The organism is Microbacterium sp. NPDC056052, assembly GCF_042266785.1.
Taxonomy (GTDB): domain Bacteria; phylum Actinomycetota; class Actinomycetes; order Actinomycetales; family Microbacteriaceae; genus Microbacterium.
Genome location: NZ_JBHJWV010000001.1, coordinates 363,963 through 381,235, shown reverse-complemented (window position 1 = coordinate 381,235; position 17,273 = coordinate 363,963). Strand labels below are relative to the sequence as shown.

Annotated in this window: 16 protein-coding genes; 3 read left to right on the top strand and 13 right to left on the bottom strand. The window is 70.2% G+C overall.

Annotation, left to right across the window (positions count from 1 at the left end):
- Positions 1 to 15: 15 nt before the first annotated feature.
- The 12 genes from ACFC1J_RS01780 to ACFC1J_RS01725 form a co-directional block, all read right to left on the bottom strand.
- Positions 16 to 1,494: an aldehyde dehydrogenase family protein gene (locus ACFC1J_RS01780; RefSeq protein WP_375901940.1), complete on the bottom strand. Its 1,479-nt coding sequence runs from the start codon at positions 1,492 to 1,494 to the stop codon at positions 16 to 18.
- Between the two features lie 9 nt (positions 1,495 to 1,503).
- Positions 1,504 to 2,505 (bottom strand): proline racemase family protein, encoded by a 1,002-nt coding sequence (locus tag ACFC1J_RS01775; RefSeq protein ID WP_375901938.1) that lies wholly within the window; start codon positions 2,503 to 2,505, stop codon positions 1,504 to 1,506.
- Positions 2,506 to 2,563: 58 nt separating this feature from the next.
- Positions 2,564 to 3,496, bottom strand: coding sequence for a dihydrodipicolinate synthase family protein (locus ACFC1J_RS01770; RefSeq protein ID WP_375901936.1), 933 nt, complete (start codon positions 3,494 to 3,496; stop codon positions 2,564 to 2,566).
- A 162-nt stretch (positions 3,497 to 3,658) separates the two neighbouring features.
- Positions 3,659 to 5,017 (bottom strand): FAD-dependent oxidoreductase, encoded by a 1,359-nt coding sequence (locus tag ACFC1J_RS01765; RefSeq protein ID WP_375901934.1) that lies wholly within the window; start codon positions 5,015 to 5,017, stop codon positions 3,659 to 3,661.
- Positions 5,014 to 5,259 carry a (2Fe-2S)-binding protein gene (locus tag ACFC1J_RS01760; protein ID WP_375901932.1) on the bottom strand — a complete coding sequence of 82 codons (246 nt, stop codon included), beginning with the start codon at positions 5,257 to 5,259 and terminating at the stop codon, positions 5,014 to 5,016. Before ACFC1J_RS01760 ends, ACFC1J_RS01765 begins: the two co-directional genes overlap by 4 nt.
- Positions 5,256 to 6,467: an NAD(P)/FAD-dependent oxidoreductase gene (locus ACFC1J_RS01755; protein WP_375901930.1), complete on the bottom strand. Its 1,212-nt coding sequence runs from the start codon at positions 6,465 to 6,467 to the stop codon at positions 5,256 to 5,258. Before ACFC1J_RS01755 ends, ACFC1J_RS01760 begins: the two co-directional genes overlap by 4 nt.
- 129 nt (positions 6,468 to 6,596) lie before the next feature.
- Positions 6,597 to 7,307: an ABC transporter ATP-binding protein gene (locus ACFC1J_RS01750; protein WP_375901928.1), complete on the bottom strand. Its 711-nt coding sequence runs from the start codon at positions 7,305 to 7,307 to the stop codon at positions 6,597 to 6,599.
- Positions 7,304 to 8,224: an ABC transporter ATP-binding protein gene (locus ACFC1J_RS01745; RefSeq protein ID WP_082076828.1), complete on the bottom strand. Its 921-nt coding sequence runs from the start codon at positions 8,222 to 8,224 to the stop codon at positions 7,304 to 7,306. Before ACFC1J_RS01745 ends, ACFC1J_RS01750 begins: the two co-directional genes overlap by 4 nt.
- Positions 8,221 to 9,414 carry a branched-chain amino acid ABC transporter permease gene (locus ACFC1J_RS01740; RefSeq protein WP_375901925.1) on the bottom strand — a complete coding sequence of 398 codons (1,194 nt, stop codon included), beginning with the start codon at positions 9,412 to 9,414 and terminating at the stop codon, positions 8,221 to 8,223. The genes ACFC1J_RS01745 and ACFC1J_RS01740 overlap by 4 nt, the downstream gene beginning before the upstream one ends.
- Position 9,415: 1 nt before the next feature.
- Positions 9,416 to 10,303, bottom strand: coding sequence for a branched-chain amino acid ABC transporter permease (locus ACFC1J_RS01735; protein ID WP_375902708.1), 888 nt, complete (start codon positions 10,301 to 10,303; stop codon positions 9,416 to 9,418).
- A 71-nt stretch (positions 10,304 to 10,374) separates the two neighbouring features.
- Complete coding sequence (locus ACFC1J_RS01730; RefSeq protein WP_375901923.1) at positions 10,375 to 11,562, bottom strand: branched-chain amino acid ABC transporter substrate-binding protein; 1,188 nt, start codon at positions 11,560 to 11,562, stop codon at positions 10,375 to 10,377.
- A gap of 94 nt (positions 11,563 to 11,656) precedes the next feature.
- Complete coding sequence (locus tag ACFC1J_RS01725) at positions 11,657 to 12,319, bottom strand: GntR family transcriptional regulator (RefSeq protein WP_375901921.1); 663 nt, start codon at positions 12,317 to 12,319, stop codon at positions 11,657 to 11,659.
- Positions 12,320 to 12,411: 92 nt separating this feature from the next.
- On the opposite strand from ACFC1J_RS01725, the gene ACFC1J_RS01720 reads away from it, so the two are divergent.
- Positions 12,412 to 13,551, top strand: coding sequence for a glutamate--cysteine ligase (locus ACFC1J_RS01720; RefSeq protein ID WP_375901919.1), 1,140 nt, complete (start codon positions 12,412 to 12,414; stop codon positions 13,549 to 13,551).
- A gap of 55 nt (positions 13,552 to 13,606) precedes the next feature.
- Here the strand turns inward: ACFC1J_RS01720 and ACFC1J_RS01715 are convergent, their stop codons facing one another.
- The gene (locus ACFC1J_RS01715) at positions 13,607 to 14,569 is read right to left on the bottom strand and encodes a sugar-binding transcriptional regulator (protein WP_375901917.1); all 963 of its coding nucleotides are present in this window, start codon (positions 14,567 to 14,569) and stop codon (positions 13,607 to 13,609) included.
- 108 nt (positions 14,570 to 14,677) lie between these two features.
- On the opposite strand from ACFC1J_RS01715, the gene ACFC1J_RS01710 reads away from it, so the two are divergent.
- Together ACFC1J_RS01710 and ACFC1J_RS01705 are read left to right on the top strand one after the other, a co-directional pair.
- Positions 14,678 to 16,387, top strand: coding sequence for an FAD-dependent oxidoreductase (locus tag ACFC1J_RS01710; RefSeq protein ID WP_375901915.1), 1,710 nt, complete (start codon positions 14,678 to 14,680; stop codon positions 16,385 to 16,387).
- Positions 16,388 to 16,473: 86 nt separating this feature from the next.
- The gene (locus ACFC1J_RS01705; protein ID WP_375901913.1) at positions 16,474 to 17,247 is read left to right on the top strand and encodes an MIP/aquaporin family protein; all 774 of its coding nucleotides are present in this window, start codon (positions 16,474 to 16,476) and stop codon (positions 17,245 to 17,247) included.
- Positions 17,248 to 17,273: the final 26 nt, after the last annotated feature.

The following is a 17,273-nucleotide window of genomic DNA, read 5'->3' as shown; positions in this document are numbered from 1 at the left end:
TCCCGTGCGGACGACTCAGCGGGCGAAGGAGCCCCACTCGGCCGAGCGACCTGCCGCGCTGCGGGTCTGCGGCACGCGCCACGGGTTGTCGTCGCGCAGAGGCGCCGGGAGCAGCTCCTGCGGGGCGTTCTGATACGCCACCCCCCGCAGGAACCGGGTGATGCCGGCGGTGCCCACGCTCGTCGCGTCGGTCGTCGTCGCCGGGTACGGGCCGCCGTGCTGCATCGCCGGCGTCACCGCGACGCCGGTGGGCCAGCCGCCGAACAGCACGCGACCGCTCGTCGCGGCCAGGGCGTCGACGAGCGCGTCGAGGGATCCGTCGGCGAGCTCTGCCGCGCGCGCGTGCACGGTCGAGGTGAGGTTGCCGGGGAACAGCTCCTCGTGCACGGCGGGGAGCTCCTCCGCGTCGGTGTAGCGGACGATGACGGACAACGGCCCGAACGACTCCTCGAGCAGCTCCTCCCGGTGCGCGCGGAGCGTGTCCAGCCCGACCGCCACCACGGTGGGCGTCGCGTGGCGCTGCCCGCCCTCGTCCTCGCGGACCTCGCCCTCGGCCAGTACCGTGACGCCCTCCGCGCCGAGCACGGCGGCCCTGCGGCCCTCGAACGCCCGCCCGATGCCGGGGTTCAGCAGGCGGTGCTCTGCCACGCCGCCGGCCGCGGGGGCGACGGCGGACAGATCGGCGTCGGCCGGCACGAACAGGAAACCGGGCTTCGTGCACAGCTGGCCCGCGGATCCGGCCACGGAGGCGACGAAGCCCTGCAGCAGCTCGGCATCCGCGTAGGTCGCGTACACGGGGTTCACGCTGCCCAGTTCCCCGTAGAACGGGATCGGGCGCGGCCGGGCCGCGGCGACGTCCGCGAGCAGGCGTCCGACGTGCGTGGAACCCGTGAAGGCCCCGGCGCGGATCCGTTCGTCCTGCAGCAGCGCGACGCCGTTCTGCTGCCCCTCGATGAGCTGGAAGACACCGGTCGGCATGCCGGCGCCCTCGAGCGCCTCCGCGACGATCGCGGCCGTGCGGCGGGAGAGCTCGGGGTGCCCCGAATGCGCCTTGACCACGACGGGGCAGCCCACCGCGAGAGCGGCCGCGGAGTCGCCGCCTGCCACCGAGAACGCGAACGGGAAGTTCGACGCGGCGAAGTTGAGCACCGGTCCGACCGGCTCCAGCACGCGGCGGACATCCGGGCGCGGCCCGATCACGTACGCGGGATCGGCGTCGTCGATCCGCGCGTCGAGGTAGGCGCCATCGACGATCGTGTCGGCGAACAGCCGCAGCTGCCAGGACGTGCGCTTCAGCTCGCCCGTGAGCCGCGCCTCGGTGAGACCGGTCTCCCGCATCGCGATCGTGATGAGCTCCCCCGCGTGCGCGTCGAGAGCGTCGGCGACCGCGACGAGCGCGGCGCCGCGGTCCGCGGGCGAGGTCGCGGCGAACGGTCGGGCGGCCGCGGCGGCGCGCGCGGCGACATCGGACACGGTGGTCGTGCTGTCAGTCATGCATCTCTCCTAGAAGACGAAGCCCTCGGGGAACGGATCGTCCCCGTCGAGGATGTACTGGCCGAGCCCGGTCACCCAGGCGCGGCCGGTGATCGTGGGGATCACGGCGGGCTTGTCGCCCACGGTTGTCTCGCCGACGAGGCGCCCGATGAACTCCGTGCCGATGAACGACTCGTTCACGAACGGCGCGTCGAGCGCGAGCTCGCCGCGGGCGTGCAGCTCCGCCATCCGGGCGCTCGTCCCGGTGCCGCAGGGAGACCGGTCGAACCAGCCGGGGTGGATGGCCATGGCGTGCCGCGAGCGGACGGCGTCGGATCCGGGGGCGATGAACTCCACATGGTGCACGTGGTTCGCGCCCTCCAGAACGGGGTGCACGGGCGGCGCCTGCGTGTTGATCGCGTCCATGATCAGAAGGCCGGCGCGGACGATGTCGTCCTGGCGCGCCCGGTCGAACGGAAGCCCGACCTCGTCCAGGTCGACGAGCGCGTAGTAGTTGCCGCCGAAGGCGACCGAGTACGCGATCTCGCCGATCCCCGGCACCGGGATCCGCTGGTCGAGACGGTCCACGAAGCTCGGGACGTTCTCGATCGTCACGTTCACCGCACGTCCGTCCTCGACCGCGACCCGGGCGATCACGAGGCCTGCCGGAACGTCCAGCCGGATCTCGGTCACCGGCTCGGTGACCTCGACCATGCCCGTCTCCACCAGCACCGTGGCCACGCCGATCGTGCCGTGCCCGCACATCGGCAGGAACCCGGACGCCTCGATGAACACGACGCCCCAGTCCGCGTCTTCCCGCGCGGGCGGCTGCAGCAGCGCGCCCGACATCGAGGCGTGTCCGCGCGGCTCGTTCATGAGGAAGCCGCGCAGTCCGTCGAGGTGCTCCATCGCATACAGACGACGGTCGTTCATCGTCGCGCCGGGGATCCTGCCCACGCCGCCCGTCACGACGCGGGTCGGCATCCCCTCGGTGTGCGAGTCGACGGCCTGCAGCACCCGGCGCGCGCGCATCAGCGTGCTCCCGCCGAGCGGCCGCTCGGGCGCCCCGTCCCGAAGAACGCGATCCGCATCAGGCGACCACCGCGGAACGGGCGGCGAGGGCGGCGAGGGCGCGCTCGGTGTCGGCGGTGACCTGGGCGCGCTGCTCGGCGCTCAGCGGGCCGCGCGGCGGACGGGTGGGGCCGCCGTAGGAGTTGCCGCAGATGTCCATGGAGAGCTTGATCGCCTGCACGAACTCGGTGCGCGAGTCCCAGCGGAACACTGCGACGAGCTGCTCGTAGAGCGCCTTCGCCTCGTGCCACTTCCCTTCGGCGCAGAGGGTGTAGAGCTCGACGGCCTCGCGCGGGAAGGCGTTCGGGTAGCCGGCGAACCAGCCCACGGCGCCGTTCACCATGAGCTCGAAGAGCACGTCGTCGGCGCCCGCGATGATGTCGATGTCGCAGAGCTCCTTGATCTCGTAGACACGGCGCACGTCGCCCGAGAACTCCTTGATCGCTACGACCTCGGGGATCTGCGCGAGCTTCGCCACGAGCGACGGCACCAGGTCGACCTTGGTGTCGAAGGGGTTGTTGTAGGCCATGATCGGCAGGCCGGCCTTCGCGACCTCCTCGTAGTGCGCGATGACCTCGCCCTCGTTGGCGCGATAGATGGTCGGCGGCAGCAGCAGCACGCCGTCCGCGCCATCATCGCGGGCGAGCTCCGCCCACTTCCGCGCCTGGTGACTGCCCACGCCGTGCACGCCGGCGATCACGATGCCCCGGCCGTCCACGGCCTCGACGGCGACCTGGATGACCTTGCGGCGCTCCTCGTCGGTGAGCGAGGAATACTCCCCGAGCGAACCGTTCGGGCCGACGCCCCGGCAGCCGTTGGACATGAGGAAGTCGACGTGCTCGCCGAACTTGTCGTAGTCGACGGCGAGTCCGGCCGGCGCCGAGGAGTCCTCGGCGAAGGCCAGGGTGGTCGCGACGACGACGCCGCCGAGGTCCATGGTCTGCTCAGTCATTGCGATGTCCATTCTCTCCGTTCCCGCGCCGTCCTGGCCGGGTTCTCGCGTGCGAACCGCGGGGTGATCGAGGTCCGTTCGCGAAGTGTCGTGCGACGTCCTCGTCGCCGGTAGTACGTAACATATCACCCACTACTGAGCATCGGCAAGGATCCCTGGGGCTCAGTCCGCGGGGTTCTGGCAGGTCGCGGCGAGCTCGCCGATCCGCACCGACGACAGCACGGGACGGCGATCGTAGCCCACCGGGGCGCCGAGGATGTCCTCGACGCTGCGCCCGCAGGTGCGCGCCTGGCAGGCTCCGAGGCCTGCTCGCGTGGCGAGGCGCATCCCCCGGGAGGACGCCTCCGCATACTCGTCGAGCGCGCTGCGGCGCACTGACTCGCAGCGGCAGACGATCGTCTGCGCATCGAGCCATCGGGTCCACCCGGATCCGATCCGGTGCGTCTGGAGTCGGCCGGCGAAGGCCCGCATGCGCCGACGCGCGGCCAGCGGCGCGCGATACCGGATGTCCGCCGGCGCGACGCCGGCCGCGGCGAGGCCGGCCACGGCGCCCTCCGCGAGAGCCGCGTCTGCGCCGCCGATCCCGGTGATCTCCCCCGCCGCGTACACATCCGGCACGCTCGTTTCCTGCGAGGATCCGACCCTCACGAACCGGTCGGCCCCGATCTCGCAGCCGGCCTGGATGGCGGCCTCCAGCCGGGGGGTGAAGCCATGGCCGAGCGCGACCGCGTCGCACTCGACCGTGCGCTCTGTCCCCGGGATGGGACGCCAGTCGCCGTCGATGCGCTGCACGGTCACGGCCTCGACGGCCGACTCGCCGTGGATGCGCGTGACCGCGGAGCCGAAGCGGTACGGGGTGCGGTGCCCAGCGATCGATCCCAGGTACGACGCCAGCTCCCCCGCCTTGCCCGCCGCCGCGGCGAGCTCCCAGGGGCGCCGCCCCCAGCCCCGCGCGATGGTCGCGATGCTCGCCGCCTCCGCGATCTCGGCCACCTCGCCACCGACGCGGCCGATGCTCTGCGCGACGGGCAGGAGGAAGGGACCCGCTCCACCGACCACCGTGCGCGCACCGAGCCGCACGCCGTCGCGCTTGGCGAGCGCCTGCGCCGCACCGGCGGAGGTCACGCCGGGCAGCGTCCATCCCGGGACGGGGAGCACGCGATCGTGCGCGCCCGTCGCGATCACCAGGGCGTCGGCGAGGACGGTCTCGCCACGGCGCTGCGCGGCGTCCGCCGGCCCGATCAGGGCGTGCACGCGCACAGGGATTCCCGCCTCGATCCGCCACACGGATGCGGAGGGCAGGACGCGCGCGCCCGACAGAGCCTCCTGCAGTCGACGGAACCGTGCGGTCTGGTGCTGCAGGTGCGGATCCGTGAGCTCGGGATGGTGCCGCCAGAACTGTCCGCCGACGCGTTCGCCCTCATCCAGCACCGTGACGTCCGCCCCGGCCTCGACGGCGGCGGCCGCGGCGGCGAGTCCGGCCGGCCCCGCGCCGATGACCACCACGCGCCGCGCGCTCATGCCCGCACCTCCCGCTCCACGAGGTCGCCCTCGCACGCCTCGCGCTGACAGGCGCGCACCCCCTCCACGCCGTTGACCGTGAGCACGCAGTCCTGGCACACGCCCATTCCGCAGAAAATGCCGCGCTCGGCCCCCGCCGCGGTGCGCCAGGTGCGCCGGCCCGAGGACAGCAGCACGCCCGCGATGGTCTGCCCTTCGCGCCCGGAGACGGCGACGCCGTCCACGGTGATCTGTACGGTCATGCCGCGCTCTCCTGTTTCTGCGAGCCCTGTGCGGCACGCTCCGCGCCTCGTCCGTCCGGCCCCTGCAGACTCGCCCGCGAGGGGAGGAACGGGGTCGGATCCAGCGGCGCCGGCGCGCCGAGGACGGCATGCGCGATGAGCGCGCCCGTGGTGGGGGCCAATCCGATGCCCGCACCCTCGTGCCCCGCCGCGTGGAAGAGGCCGGCGATCGTGGCATCGGCGCCGATCGCGGGCAGGTGGTCGGGAGCATAGGGGCGGAACCCGTAATAGGTGCGCAGCAGCATGGTGTCGCGCAGGAAGGGGAACAGACAGGACGCCTTCGCGGCGATCTCCGAGAGCGGCGCGAGCAGCCCCTCGCCCGAGAAGCCGACGCGTTCGCGGCTGAACCCGATCAGGACGGTGCCGGATGGCGTGGACTCGACCACGGTCGACGTCTGCAGCGCCGCATCGGCGGAACCCACCGCGCCGACGTAGTCGGCGTCGTACACCTTGTGGAACACCCGCTGCGGCATCCCGGCCGTGACGAGGATCGTGCCGCGCCGCGGCCGGATGTCCAGCATGCTGCCGAACAGCGCCGCCGCCTCGCCCGCCCACGGCCCTGCGCAGTTGACCACCGCGTCCGCCTCGACCAGACCGCGGACGGTGCGCACCCCCGTCACCCGCTCGCCGACGACGACGCCCGCCACCACGTCGTCGAGCACCAGACGCGCGCCCCGGTGCACAGCGCGGGCCAGCATCGCCTGCGTGGCCAGGCTCGGTTGCACCTGCGCGTCGTCGGGGTAGTGCACGCCGAACGCGATCTCGGAGCTCAGGTGCGGTTCGGCGGCACGCAGCGCCGCCTCGTCCAGCGCCTCGGAGCGGATGCCGATGCCGCCCTGCGACCTCGCGAACGATCCCAGCGCATCCGCGCCGCCGGGGAACGCGACGACGATGCCGCCCTTCGCCTCGAACTCCGTCGCGGGCTGGCCGGGAACGCGCTCCGCGTCGAGCCTCTCGGCCAGCGCGCGCCACGCGCGGTTCGCCTCGATCGCCAGCTCCGCCTCTGCCCCCGGCTCCTTGTCGGAGACGAGGATGTTTCCCTCGCACCGGCTCGAGGTCTCCCCCGCGACGCCCGTGCGGTCGATCACGATCACCTCGGCTCCCGCCTCGGCGAGCGCGAGCGCGCAGGCCGCGCCGACTGCTCCGGCGCCGATCACGACGACCCTCATTCACGCCTCCTGACGTGCGCATCCGTTCTTTGATCCGCGAGTACCGTGTGACATTTTACATTGTTGTCGGCACTGTCGGAGGCGCCTCTCCGGCGCGGATCCGCCGATTCCGCGGACCAGCGCCGGCACTCAGCCGCCGAGGTACGCGTCGACCACCCTGGCGTCGGCGGCGAGTTCGGCCGCCGAACCGGACAGCGTCGCCCGCCCGGTCTCCACGACGTAGGCGCGGTCCGCGATCCGCAGCGCCGCCCTCGCGTTCTGCTCGACGAGCAGCACCGTGGTCCCCTGCGCGTTCACGGCCTGGATCGTCTCCATGACCTGCTTGACCACGAGCGGCGCGAGGCCCATCGACGGCTCGTCCAGCAGCAGCAGCTTGGGGCCGCCGATGATCGCCCGCCCGATCGCCACCATCTGCTGTTCGCCGCCCGAGAGGGTTCCGCCCTGCTGCTTGCGACGCTCCGCCAGGCGCGGCATGAGCGCGTAGACCTGCTCCACCCGCTGCGCGATCAGCTTCTGATCCCGCACGGTGTATCCGCCGAGCAGGAGGTTCTCGTGCACGGTCATGGTGGAGAAAATCCGGCGGCCCTCCGGCACGTGCACGAGTCCCGCGGCCACGATGTCCCAGGGCTTGGCCGTGGCGAGGTCGATGTCGCCCCAGCGCACCGTGCCGCTCTTGGGCCGCACGAGCCCCGAGAGCATGTTCATGGTCGTCGACTTGCCGGCGCCGTTGTTTCCGAGCAGGCAGACGATCTCGCCCTCGTGCACATCGAAGCTGAGTTCCCGCAGCGCATGCACGCGGCCGTAGTAGACGTCTGCCGCCTGAACCGAGAGCGAGCTCATGAGCGCTTCCCCTTCTTCGTCGTGCCGTCGCCCTCGAGCAGGGACAGATCCACGGTGCCGGTCTGCAGCTTCGTCGCGTCGAGGGGCTCGTCCTCGACGCCGAGGTACGCCTCGATCACGACCGGATCGTTCTTGATCTGCTCCGGCGTCCCGACGGCGATCTCCTTGCCGTAGTTGAGCACGACGATGCGCTCGGCGAGCTCCATGATGAGACCCATGTCGTGCTCGATCAGCACCACGGCGACCCCGAGGTCGCGGATGCGCCGGATGAGCTGCATGAGCGCCTGCTTCTCGCTGAAGTTCAGGCCGGCCGCCGGCTCGTCCAGCAGCAGGAGCTTCGGGCTCGTCGCGAGGGCCCGAGCGATCTCCACACGACGCTGCTCGCCGTAGGGCAACTGCGTCACGTACAGGTTCTCGTCATCCGTGAAGCCGACGAAGTCCAGCCAGCCGCGCGCCGCCTCGGCGCAGGCGAGCTCGGCGCGGCGATAGCCCGGGGTGTGCAGGAACGTCGCCCAGAAGCCCTCGCGCAGGTTCGCGTGCATGGCCGTCTTCACGTTGTCCAGCACGCTGAGCTCGCGGAACAGCCGCAGGTTCTGGAACGTGCGCGCCATCCCCCACTTCGTCACCCGCGACGGCAGCACCCGGTAGAAGCCGAAGCTCTGCAGCAGGTCGACCAGGCGGAGACGGCGCCAGAACCCCGGCGCCTCCCGCACGATGTCCTTGCCGTCGAACACGACGGATCCGGAGGTCGGCAGATAGAACCCCGAGATGCAGTTGAACGCGCTCGTCTTGCCCGCGCCGTTCGGCCCGATGACGGCGAGGATCTCGCCCTCCTGGACCGAGAAGCTGAGGCCGTCGACGGCCTTCACCCCGCCGAACTGCAGGCGCAGCTCCGAGACCTCCAGCAGCGCGCTCATCGCCCCTCACCCTCTTCCGCGGTCGCTTCCTCCGCCGCGAGCGGCACCTCATCCTCATCGACCGGCACCGGCGCGAGGAACCCCCGGGTGGGCGGCGGCACCGGCCGTCGCTTCTTCAGCCACGGCAGGATCGCCGTGGAGGGCCAGAGCCCCGAAGGACGGAACAGCATCACGACCACGAGCAGCACGCCGAAGATGAGGAACCGCCACTCGGAGAAGTCGCGGAGCAGCTCGGGGGCGAGCGAGACGAACAGCGCGCCGATGATGACACCGGGGGTGGATCCCATACCGCCCAGCACGACCGCCATCAGAATCAGCGCGGAATAGAGGAACTGGAAGCTGTTCGGGCTGATCGCGCTCAGGTGCGTGGCCATGAGCTGACCCGCGACACCCGCCCAGACCGCACCGATGATGTAGGCGGAGATCTTCGCGAGGTAGGTGTTGATGCCCATGGCCTCGGCGGCATCCTCGTCGTCGCGGACCGCCTTCCAGGCGCGGCCCATCTTGCCCTTCGCGAGGCGTCCTGCGCCGATCACGCCCACGAGCACGACGATCGCGGCGACGAAGTAGTAGAACAGCACGCGCTGCGGGAACACCAGCCCGCCGATCGCGAGGCCGTCGGCGAAGCTCCAGTCGCCGAAGCTCCACGTCGGGATGCCGTGGATACCGGAGGGTCCCCCGGTGATCTTCAGGTTGTTGGCGGTGATCCGGATGATCTCGCCGAAGCCGAGCGTGACGATGGCGAGATAGTCGCTGCGCAAGCGCAGGGTGGGCGCGCCGATGATGATGCCCGCCACCATGCAGCACAGGATCGTCGCAGGCAGCGCCATCCACATCGGCAGCCCGACCACGGTGGTGAGGATGCCCGAGACGTAGGCCCCGACCGCGAAGAAGGCGATGTAGCCGAGGTCGAGCAGGCCGGCGTAGCCGACGACGACGTTCAGCCCCATGCACAGCATCACGTAGATGAGTGCGCTCGTGGCGATCGACATCGTGTACCGCGACGCATCGATGAACGGGAGCACGGCGAGGAGCACGATGCACAGGCCGCCGAGCGCGCGCAGGAACCCCTGCTGAGAGGAGAGCACGCCGCGCGGGGCGGAAGGACGGTCGAACAGCGGCGAGGGCGCGCGCAGCTTCGCGTCGCGCAGGGCCGAGGTCACGGAGCCTGGGGAGACGGTGCCGGACATGTCACATCCTCTCGACGACGCGGGCGCCGAGCAGCCCCGTCGGTTTGAAGGTGAGGAACAGGATGAGGAAGGCGAACGAGAACACGTCCCGCCATTCGCCGCCGAACCACGCGGATCCGAACGACTCCAGCAGGCCCAGCAGCAGGCCGCCGAGCATGGCGCCGTACAGGTTGCCGATGCCGCCGATGACCGCCGCCGTGAATGCCTTCAGGCCGATGATGAAGCCCATCAGGAAGTCGATCGAGCCGTAGTAGGCGCCGGCCATGACGCCGGCGGCGCCCGCGAGCGCGGATCCGATGAAGAACACGGTCGCGATCACGCGGTTCACGTTGATGCCCATGAGCTGGGCGCCCTGCGGATCCAGGGCGATCGCCCGCATCGCCCTGCCCTGCCTGGTCCGCTCCACGATGTGCGCGAGCACGAGCATGAGGGCGGCGGCGATGATGACGAGCACGATCTGCGCCGGGGTGATCCGCATGCCGAGGAAGTCGAAGCCGGCGGACTCGAGCCGCACGGGGAACGCCTCGGGGTTCGGCCCGAAGATCTGCCGCACGGTGTATTCGAGGGTGAAGGAGACGCCGATCGCGGTGATCAGCACGGCAAGGCGAGGGCTCTTCCGCAACGGGCGGTATGCGATCCGCTCGATGCCGACGCCGATGAGCCCCGTCGTCACCATCGACAGCAGGAGGATCACGAGCAGCAGCGGGATCGAGGACTCGTTCGAGATCCCGAAGGCCGAGAGCGTGGCGAAGCCGGCGAACGCGCCGAGCATGTAGATGTCGCCGTGCGCGAAGTTGAGCAGCTTGATGATCCCGTAGACCATGCTGTAGCCGAGTGCGACGAGGGCGTAGAACGAGCCGACGATGAGGCCGTTCCAGATGAGTTGCATCACGAGGGATGTCCTTTCCGGGCAGCGGGGACCGAGGCGGGGCGGCCGCCGAGGGCCGCCCCCGGGCGCGATCAGCCCTGCAGGTCGTCCTTGAGGACGAACTTGCCGGAGGAGGGATCGATCGACACGATCACGAAGCCGCCTCCCGACCGGGTGTGGTCGGGCATGAACGTGAGCGGGCCGGCGAGCGTCTTGAAGTCCTTGAGGCCCTCGAGCGCCTTGACCACGGCGTCGAACTCGGTACCCTTGGCCGTCTTCATCGCCTCCGCGACGACCTTGACCGCGTCGTAGGACTGGGTCGAGTACGGGCCGGGGTCGGCACCGGCGAGCTTCTTGTAGTCGGCGATCCACTTGTCGGCGCCCTTGAGCATGTCCGGCGTCTGCGTGAAGGTGCCGAGCACGTTCTCGGTGTAGCCCTTGCCCGCGATCTCGGCGAACTTCGCGTCGACGGATCCGTCACCGACGAGGAACGTCCCGGAGAAGCCGGCGTCCTTGGACTGCCGCGCGATCAGGCCGCCCTCCTGGTAGTACCCCGTCCAGTACACGAGATCGGGCTTGGCGCCGGCGAGCTGCGTCGCGACGGCCGAGTAGTCGTTCTCACCGGGCGTGATGACCGCGTTGACATCGACCGTGAGGCCCGCGTCCTTCGCCTGCTGGGCGAACGAGTCGGCGAGATCCTTCGAGTAGGCGGTGGCGTCGTTGACCGCCGCGACCGTCTTCGCGCCCGACTTCTGCGCGTACTTCACCGCCGACGCGGCCTGCTGAGTGCCCGTGCCGTTGATGAGGAACACACCCGGGAGCTTCTGCTTGACGAGCTCGTTCGAGTTCGCCGCAGGGATCACCATCGGAATCTTCGCCTCGTTGAAGATCGGCAGGGTGGGCAGCGTGGCGCCGGAGCAGTAGCCGCCGACGGACGCGACTACACCGTCGGTCACGAGCTTGTTCGCGGCGGCGACGGCGGTCGTCGCGTCGCAGGCGTCGTCCTGCACTTCGAGCTCGAGCTTGCGTCCGTCGATCCCGCCGTCGGCGTTGATCTCGTCGATCGCGAGCTGGGCGCCGTTCTTCATGTAGTTGCCGAACGCGGACTCGCTGCCGGAGAACGGGGCGAGCATGCCGAGCTTGATCGGTCCTGATGTACCGCCCGATCCGCCATCACCCCCGCCCGCAAGACCGCCGGAGCAGCCGGCCGTGAGGATCAGGGCGCCCGCTGCGGCGACGATGGACAGGGCGCGCAGTGCGCGGGTGGTTCGGATGTGCATGTGAGGGCCTCCTGGATGCGACATTGCATTCGTGGTTACTACCGTGTGACACATTACTCCCAGGCAACGCCCGAAGGGAAGGGCATCCTTCGGCTCAGTGCTCCTCGCGCCCGCTCCACACCCCGCCGACGTGACCGAGATGACGGCGCATCAGCGCTTCCGCTCCTTCGCCGTCTCCCGCCACCAGCAGGTCGACGAGCTTCGCGTGCTCCAGGGCCGTGGGCACGAGGGCGTCGGCGTCCGCGAGGCGGACGAGCCCGACCAGGCGGGTCTGCTGTCGCAGCTCGCGCACGGTGTCGACCAGCTTCTGGTTCCCGGTCACCGCGAGGACGCGGAGGTGGAATGCCGTATCGGCTTCGAGGTACTCCTCGAAGCGGCGGTCCCTGCCCGCGGCGACGATCCGGTCGGCGAGCTCGCGCAGCTCCTTCTCGAGAGCCTCGTCGACCGCACCGGCGACCCGGCGCATGGGCGGAGCCTCCAGCAGCAGGCGCACATCCGTGAGCTGGTGCAGCTCGTCGGCGGAGACCTCGGTGACCTCGAAGCCCCTGTTCCGGATCGGACGCAGGAATCCGCGGCGGGCGAGGTTCAGCATCGCCTCGCGCACCGGGGTGGCGCTCACGCCGAAGTCGCCGGCGAGGGTCGGCACCGTCAGCACCTCGCCCGGAGGAGTCTCCCCCGACACGATCCGCGCCGCGATCATGCGCTCGACCTGTTCCCTCAGACTCTCCGCAGGCACGAGGATGGATCCGGTGCTCATGCGCGGCACCCGTCGCAAAACGTCATACGGCACATGCTATCCCCGCGCGTGGCATCATTGGCCGACGACCTCCCGCACCGAATCGAGGCCCTATGCCGATCGAGTTCGCCTCCTCGCCGCGTTCCACGGTCGGGCTGGAATGGGAGCTCATGCTCGCCGATCCGGCCACCGGCGATCTCGTGGGCCGCGCTCCGGAGCTCCTGCACGACCTGGAGGGGGCGAGCGCCGACGAGCGGCACACCGTCACCGGCGAGCTGCTGACGAACACGATCGAGGTGACGAGCGGCATCGGGTCCACCGTCTCCGCGGCGGTCGAGGACATCGCGGCGGCCATCGCGGCGGTGCGCGCAGCGACGGATCCGGCCGGCATCGAGCTGCTGTCCGCGGGCAGCCACCCGTTCGCGCAATGGTTCGATCAGCACGTGACCGACAAGACCCGCTATCACTCGCTCATCGAGAAGACCCAGTGGTGGGGTCGCAACATGATGATCTGGGGCATCCACGTGCACGTCGGGGTCGAGGACCGCGACAAGGTGCTGCCCATCGTCGGCGCGCTGACCTCGTATCTGCCTCACCTGCAGGCCCTCGCGGCATCCAGCCCGTTCTGGGCCGGGGAGCGCACCGGCTACGCGTCCAACCGGGCTCTCGTCTTCCAGCAGCTGCCGACGGCGGGTCTGCCCTGGCCCCTGCCGGACTGGGCGGCCTACGAAGGATATCTCGAGGACATGGTGCGCACGGGCGTGATGGCCGACGCCACCGAGGTGCGCTGGGACATCCGCCCCGCCCCGCGCTGGGGCACGATCGAGGTGCGCGCCTGCGACGGCATGTCCACCCTGCGCGAGCTGGCCGCCGTGGCCGCCCTCACCCAGGTGCTGGTGGAGTCGTTCTCGCGGGATCTCGACGAGGGGCGACCGCTCGCCGTCCTCGCGCCCTGGTTCCACCGCGAGAACAAGTGGCGCGCGGCCCGGTACGGACTCGATGCCGAGGTCATCGTGTCGGCCGACGGCACGCAGCGCGCGGTGCGGGAGCATCTGGCCGAGGAGCTGGAGCGGCTCTCCCCCGTCGCCGCCGAGCTGCAGTGCTCCGCGCAGTTCGCCGGGGTCGCCGACATCCTGCGCGACGGCGCGAGCTACGAGCGCCAGGTCGCGATCGCCGACGCGACCGGCGGCGACCTGCACGAGGTGGTCGATCACCTGATCCGCGAGTTCCGCTCCGGCCCAGAGACCCTCTGACACCTCCGCGGCCGGCGCGCCCGCCGTCACAGGAGGGCCCGAAGCCGCGCGAGGGTCAGCCCTCGACGAGCTGACGCGCGAGGCCCTCGTCCAGCACGACATCGGTGACGAGCCGGGCGCCGATCGCGGCTCGCAGCGAAGGCAGCTTCTGCGCGCCGGCGACGACGCAGAACCGGCGGGCGACGCGGCGCAGCCGGTCCAGCCCCGGACCCGTCGCCCGCGCGTTCACCGCGATGTCCTTCCAGGTGCCGTCCGCACGGAAGAACACCGTCGCCACGTCGCCGATCGCCCTGTCCTCGCGCAGACTCCGGTAGTCGTCGCGGCCGAGGTAGCCGCCCACGTAGACGCGACTGGGCACCTCGGCACTCGGGGAGCCGACGCTGAACACGGCGAGGTCCATCTTGGCCTGCAGATCCAGCACGCGCAGTGTGCTGCGCTCGCGCCACATCGCCTCCCGCGTGCGGGGGTCGTCGAAGAACGCGGGCACGGGGAACTGCTGCACCTGTGCGCCGAAGGCGGATCCGAACCGCTGCAGGATCTCGCTCGAGTACTCCACACCGCTGGTCAGGGTGTTGCCTGCGCCGTTGAGCTGCACGATGGTGGTGCCACGGGTCTCCTTCTGCCCGAGATCACGGCTGACCGCACTGATCGTCGATCCCCAGGCGAGGCCGACCACCATGTTCGAGTCGATGATCTGGGTGAGCAGGCGGCCCGCGGTGAGTGCCACGCGTTCGAGACGCTCCACCTCGGTCACGCTCTCCGGCATCGGCACGACGTGCGCGGTCACGTGCAGGCAGTCGTGCAGCTGCTGCTCGAGCTCCCCCGCGTGCTCGAGGGGGGAGTTGATCCTGATGTCGACGAGGCCAACCTCGCGCGCATAGCTCAGCAGACGCGACACCGAGGAACGGGAGGTCTCCAGCTCCTCCGCGATGACGTCCATCGTCTTGTCCTGCAGGTAGTACAGCCGCGCCGCCGTGAGCGCGGCGACGACCTTCGACTGGCGCTTCCGTTCATCCATTCCAGGGCCTCCGAGGATCGATCCGACCGATTCTTGCACATTCGTGCAGCCTGCTTGACCATACGGGCGGCTGGGGGAATGCTGTGAGAAATCCGGAAGGAGACGAAGATGACCGACCACGTCCACAACGCCGCAGAACGCCCCGAGGTGACCGAAGTCCGCGAAGCGGGCCGTACCACCGTGCTGGTGATCGGCGGCGGGATCAACGGGATCTCCACCTTCCGCGACCTCGCCCTGCAGGGGGTCGACGTGGTCCTCGTCGAACGCGGCGACTTCGCCTCCGGCGCCTCGTCCGCGTCGAGCCACATGATCCACGGCGGCATCCGCTACCTCGAGAACGGCGAGTTCCGCCTCGTCAAGGAATCGGTCACCGAGCGCAACGGGCTGCTGAAGATCGCCCCGCACTACGTCAAGCCGCTCGAGACGACGATCCCGATCTACTCGACCTTCTCCGGAATCCTGTCGGCGCCGCTGCGCTTCCTCACGCACAAGTCGGGCAAGCCCCAGGAGCGCGGTGCGTTCCTCATCAAGATGGGCCTGACCATCTACGACACGTTCTCCCGTGACGGCGGCATGGTGCCGCGGCACAAGTTCCTCGGCCGCAAGAAGTCGCTCGCGGAGCTTCCCGCCATGGACCCGAAGATCAAGTACACGGCGACCTACTACGACGCGTCGATGCACGACCCGGAGCGCCTCGCGCTCGACGTGCTGCAGGACGGCCGCGCGGCGCATCCCGGTGCGCGCGCCCTGAACTACGTCGAGGCGATCGGCCACGAGGGCGACGCGGTGCTGGTGCGCGACCGCGAGAGCGGCACCGAGTTCGCCATCGCCGCCGACGTCGTCGTAAACACCTCCGGCCCCTGGACGGACCTCACCAACGAGGCCATGGGCGAGCTGACCCGCTTCATGGGCGGCACCAAGGGCTCGCACATCGTCCTGGACAACCCCGAGCTGCTCGCCGCGACGCGCGGCCGCGAGATCTTCTTCGAGCACTCCGACGGTCGCATCGTGCTGATCTACCCGCTCAAGGGCAAGGTCATGGTCGGCACCACCGACATCGACGCCGACCCCCGCGAGGTCCCGCTGTGCACCGAGGAGGAGATCGACTACTTCTTCGACCTCGTGCACCATGTCTTCCCGGACATCGCCGTGAACCGCGAGCAGATCGTCTACCGGTTCAGCGGGATCCGCCCCCTCCCCCGGCACGAGGACACGGCGCCCGGCTTCGTCTCGCGCGACTACCGCGTCGAGGTCGACAACAGCCGCGCGGTCCCGCACCTCAGCCTCGTCGGCGGCAAGTGGACCACCTTCCGGGCGCTCGGCGAGACGCTGTCCGACAAGATCCTGGATCTCCTGGGCCGCACCCGCGTCGTCTCGACCCTCGGCCGCGCGATCGGCGGCGGCAAGGACTACCCGCAGGACGACACGGCACGGGCCGCCTGGATCTCCCAGTACCTTCCCGGTGCCGGAGACCGGGCGGAGCCGCTGCTCAAGCGCTACGGCACCCGCGCCGCTGAGGTGTGGCAGTACGTCCAGCAGGGCTCGGACGCGCCCCTCGCCGGCGGGCAGCTCTCGACGCGTGAGCTCGAGTGGATGGTGCAGAACGAGCTGATCGTGCGCCTCGAGGACGTAGTACTTCGCCGCACGAGCCTCGCCTTCACGGGCGACGTCACCGAGGAGATCCTCGAGGAGACCGCCGAGGCGCTCGCGCCCCTGAAGGCCTGGGACCGCGCGCGCACCGCGCACGAGATCGAGCTGACCCGCGAGCTGCTGAACTCCCGGCACGGACTTTCCCTCGTCGCCCGCGCCCGCGGGTAGCGAGATCCCCGCGCCGCCCTTCTCGGCGTCTCATCGAACACCGCATCGGCAGAGGGGCCGATGCTCTGCGAAAGGTCAATGGAGACATGCCTGATGTGAATATGGGCCTCTACTTCCTGTCCGAACTGGTCGGCACCGCGATGCTGCTCCTGCTCGGCTGCGGTGTGGTCGCCAACGTCGCCCTCGTCAAGAACAAGGGGTTCAACGGCGGATTCTTGATGGTCAACTGGGGATGGGGCCTGGCGGTCTTCGCCGGTGTGCTCGTCTCCGCCTACTCCGGAGCGATCCTGAACCCCGCGGTCGGCATCGGTCTGTTCGTGCAGCACCTGCTCGACCCCGCCAAGGGGATCGACTTCTCCCACTACGCCGTCGCGACGGCGGCGGAGCTGCTCGGTGCGATCATCGGCGCCGTGCTCTGCTGGCTCGCCTACAAGCAGCACTTCGACGAGGAGCCCGAGCCGGCCAACAAGCTCGGCGTCTTCTCGACGGGTCCGGCGATCCGCTCCTACGGCTGGAATCTGGTCACGGAGATCATCGGCACCTTCGTCCTCGTGTTCGTGATCTTCGCGTTCGCGGACTACGGCGACGTCAAGATCGGCACCCCTGGCGGCCTCGGCGCGCTGTCGGCACTTCCCGTCGCCCTCCTCGTGGTCGCGATCGGCGCCTCCCTCGGTGGTCCGACCGGCTACGCGATCAACCCCGCCCGTGACCTCGGTCCGCGCATCGCGCACGCGATCCTCCCGATCAAGGGCAAGGGATCGAGCGACTGGGCGTACTCCTGGGTGCCGGTCGTCGGCCCGCTCCTCGGCGGTACCATCGCCGCGCTGCTCTCGCCGGTGCTGCTGCACCTCGCAAAGTAACCCGAAACGCTATTCAAAGGAGAACT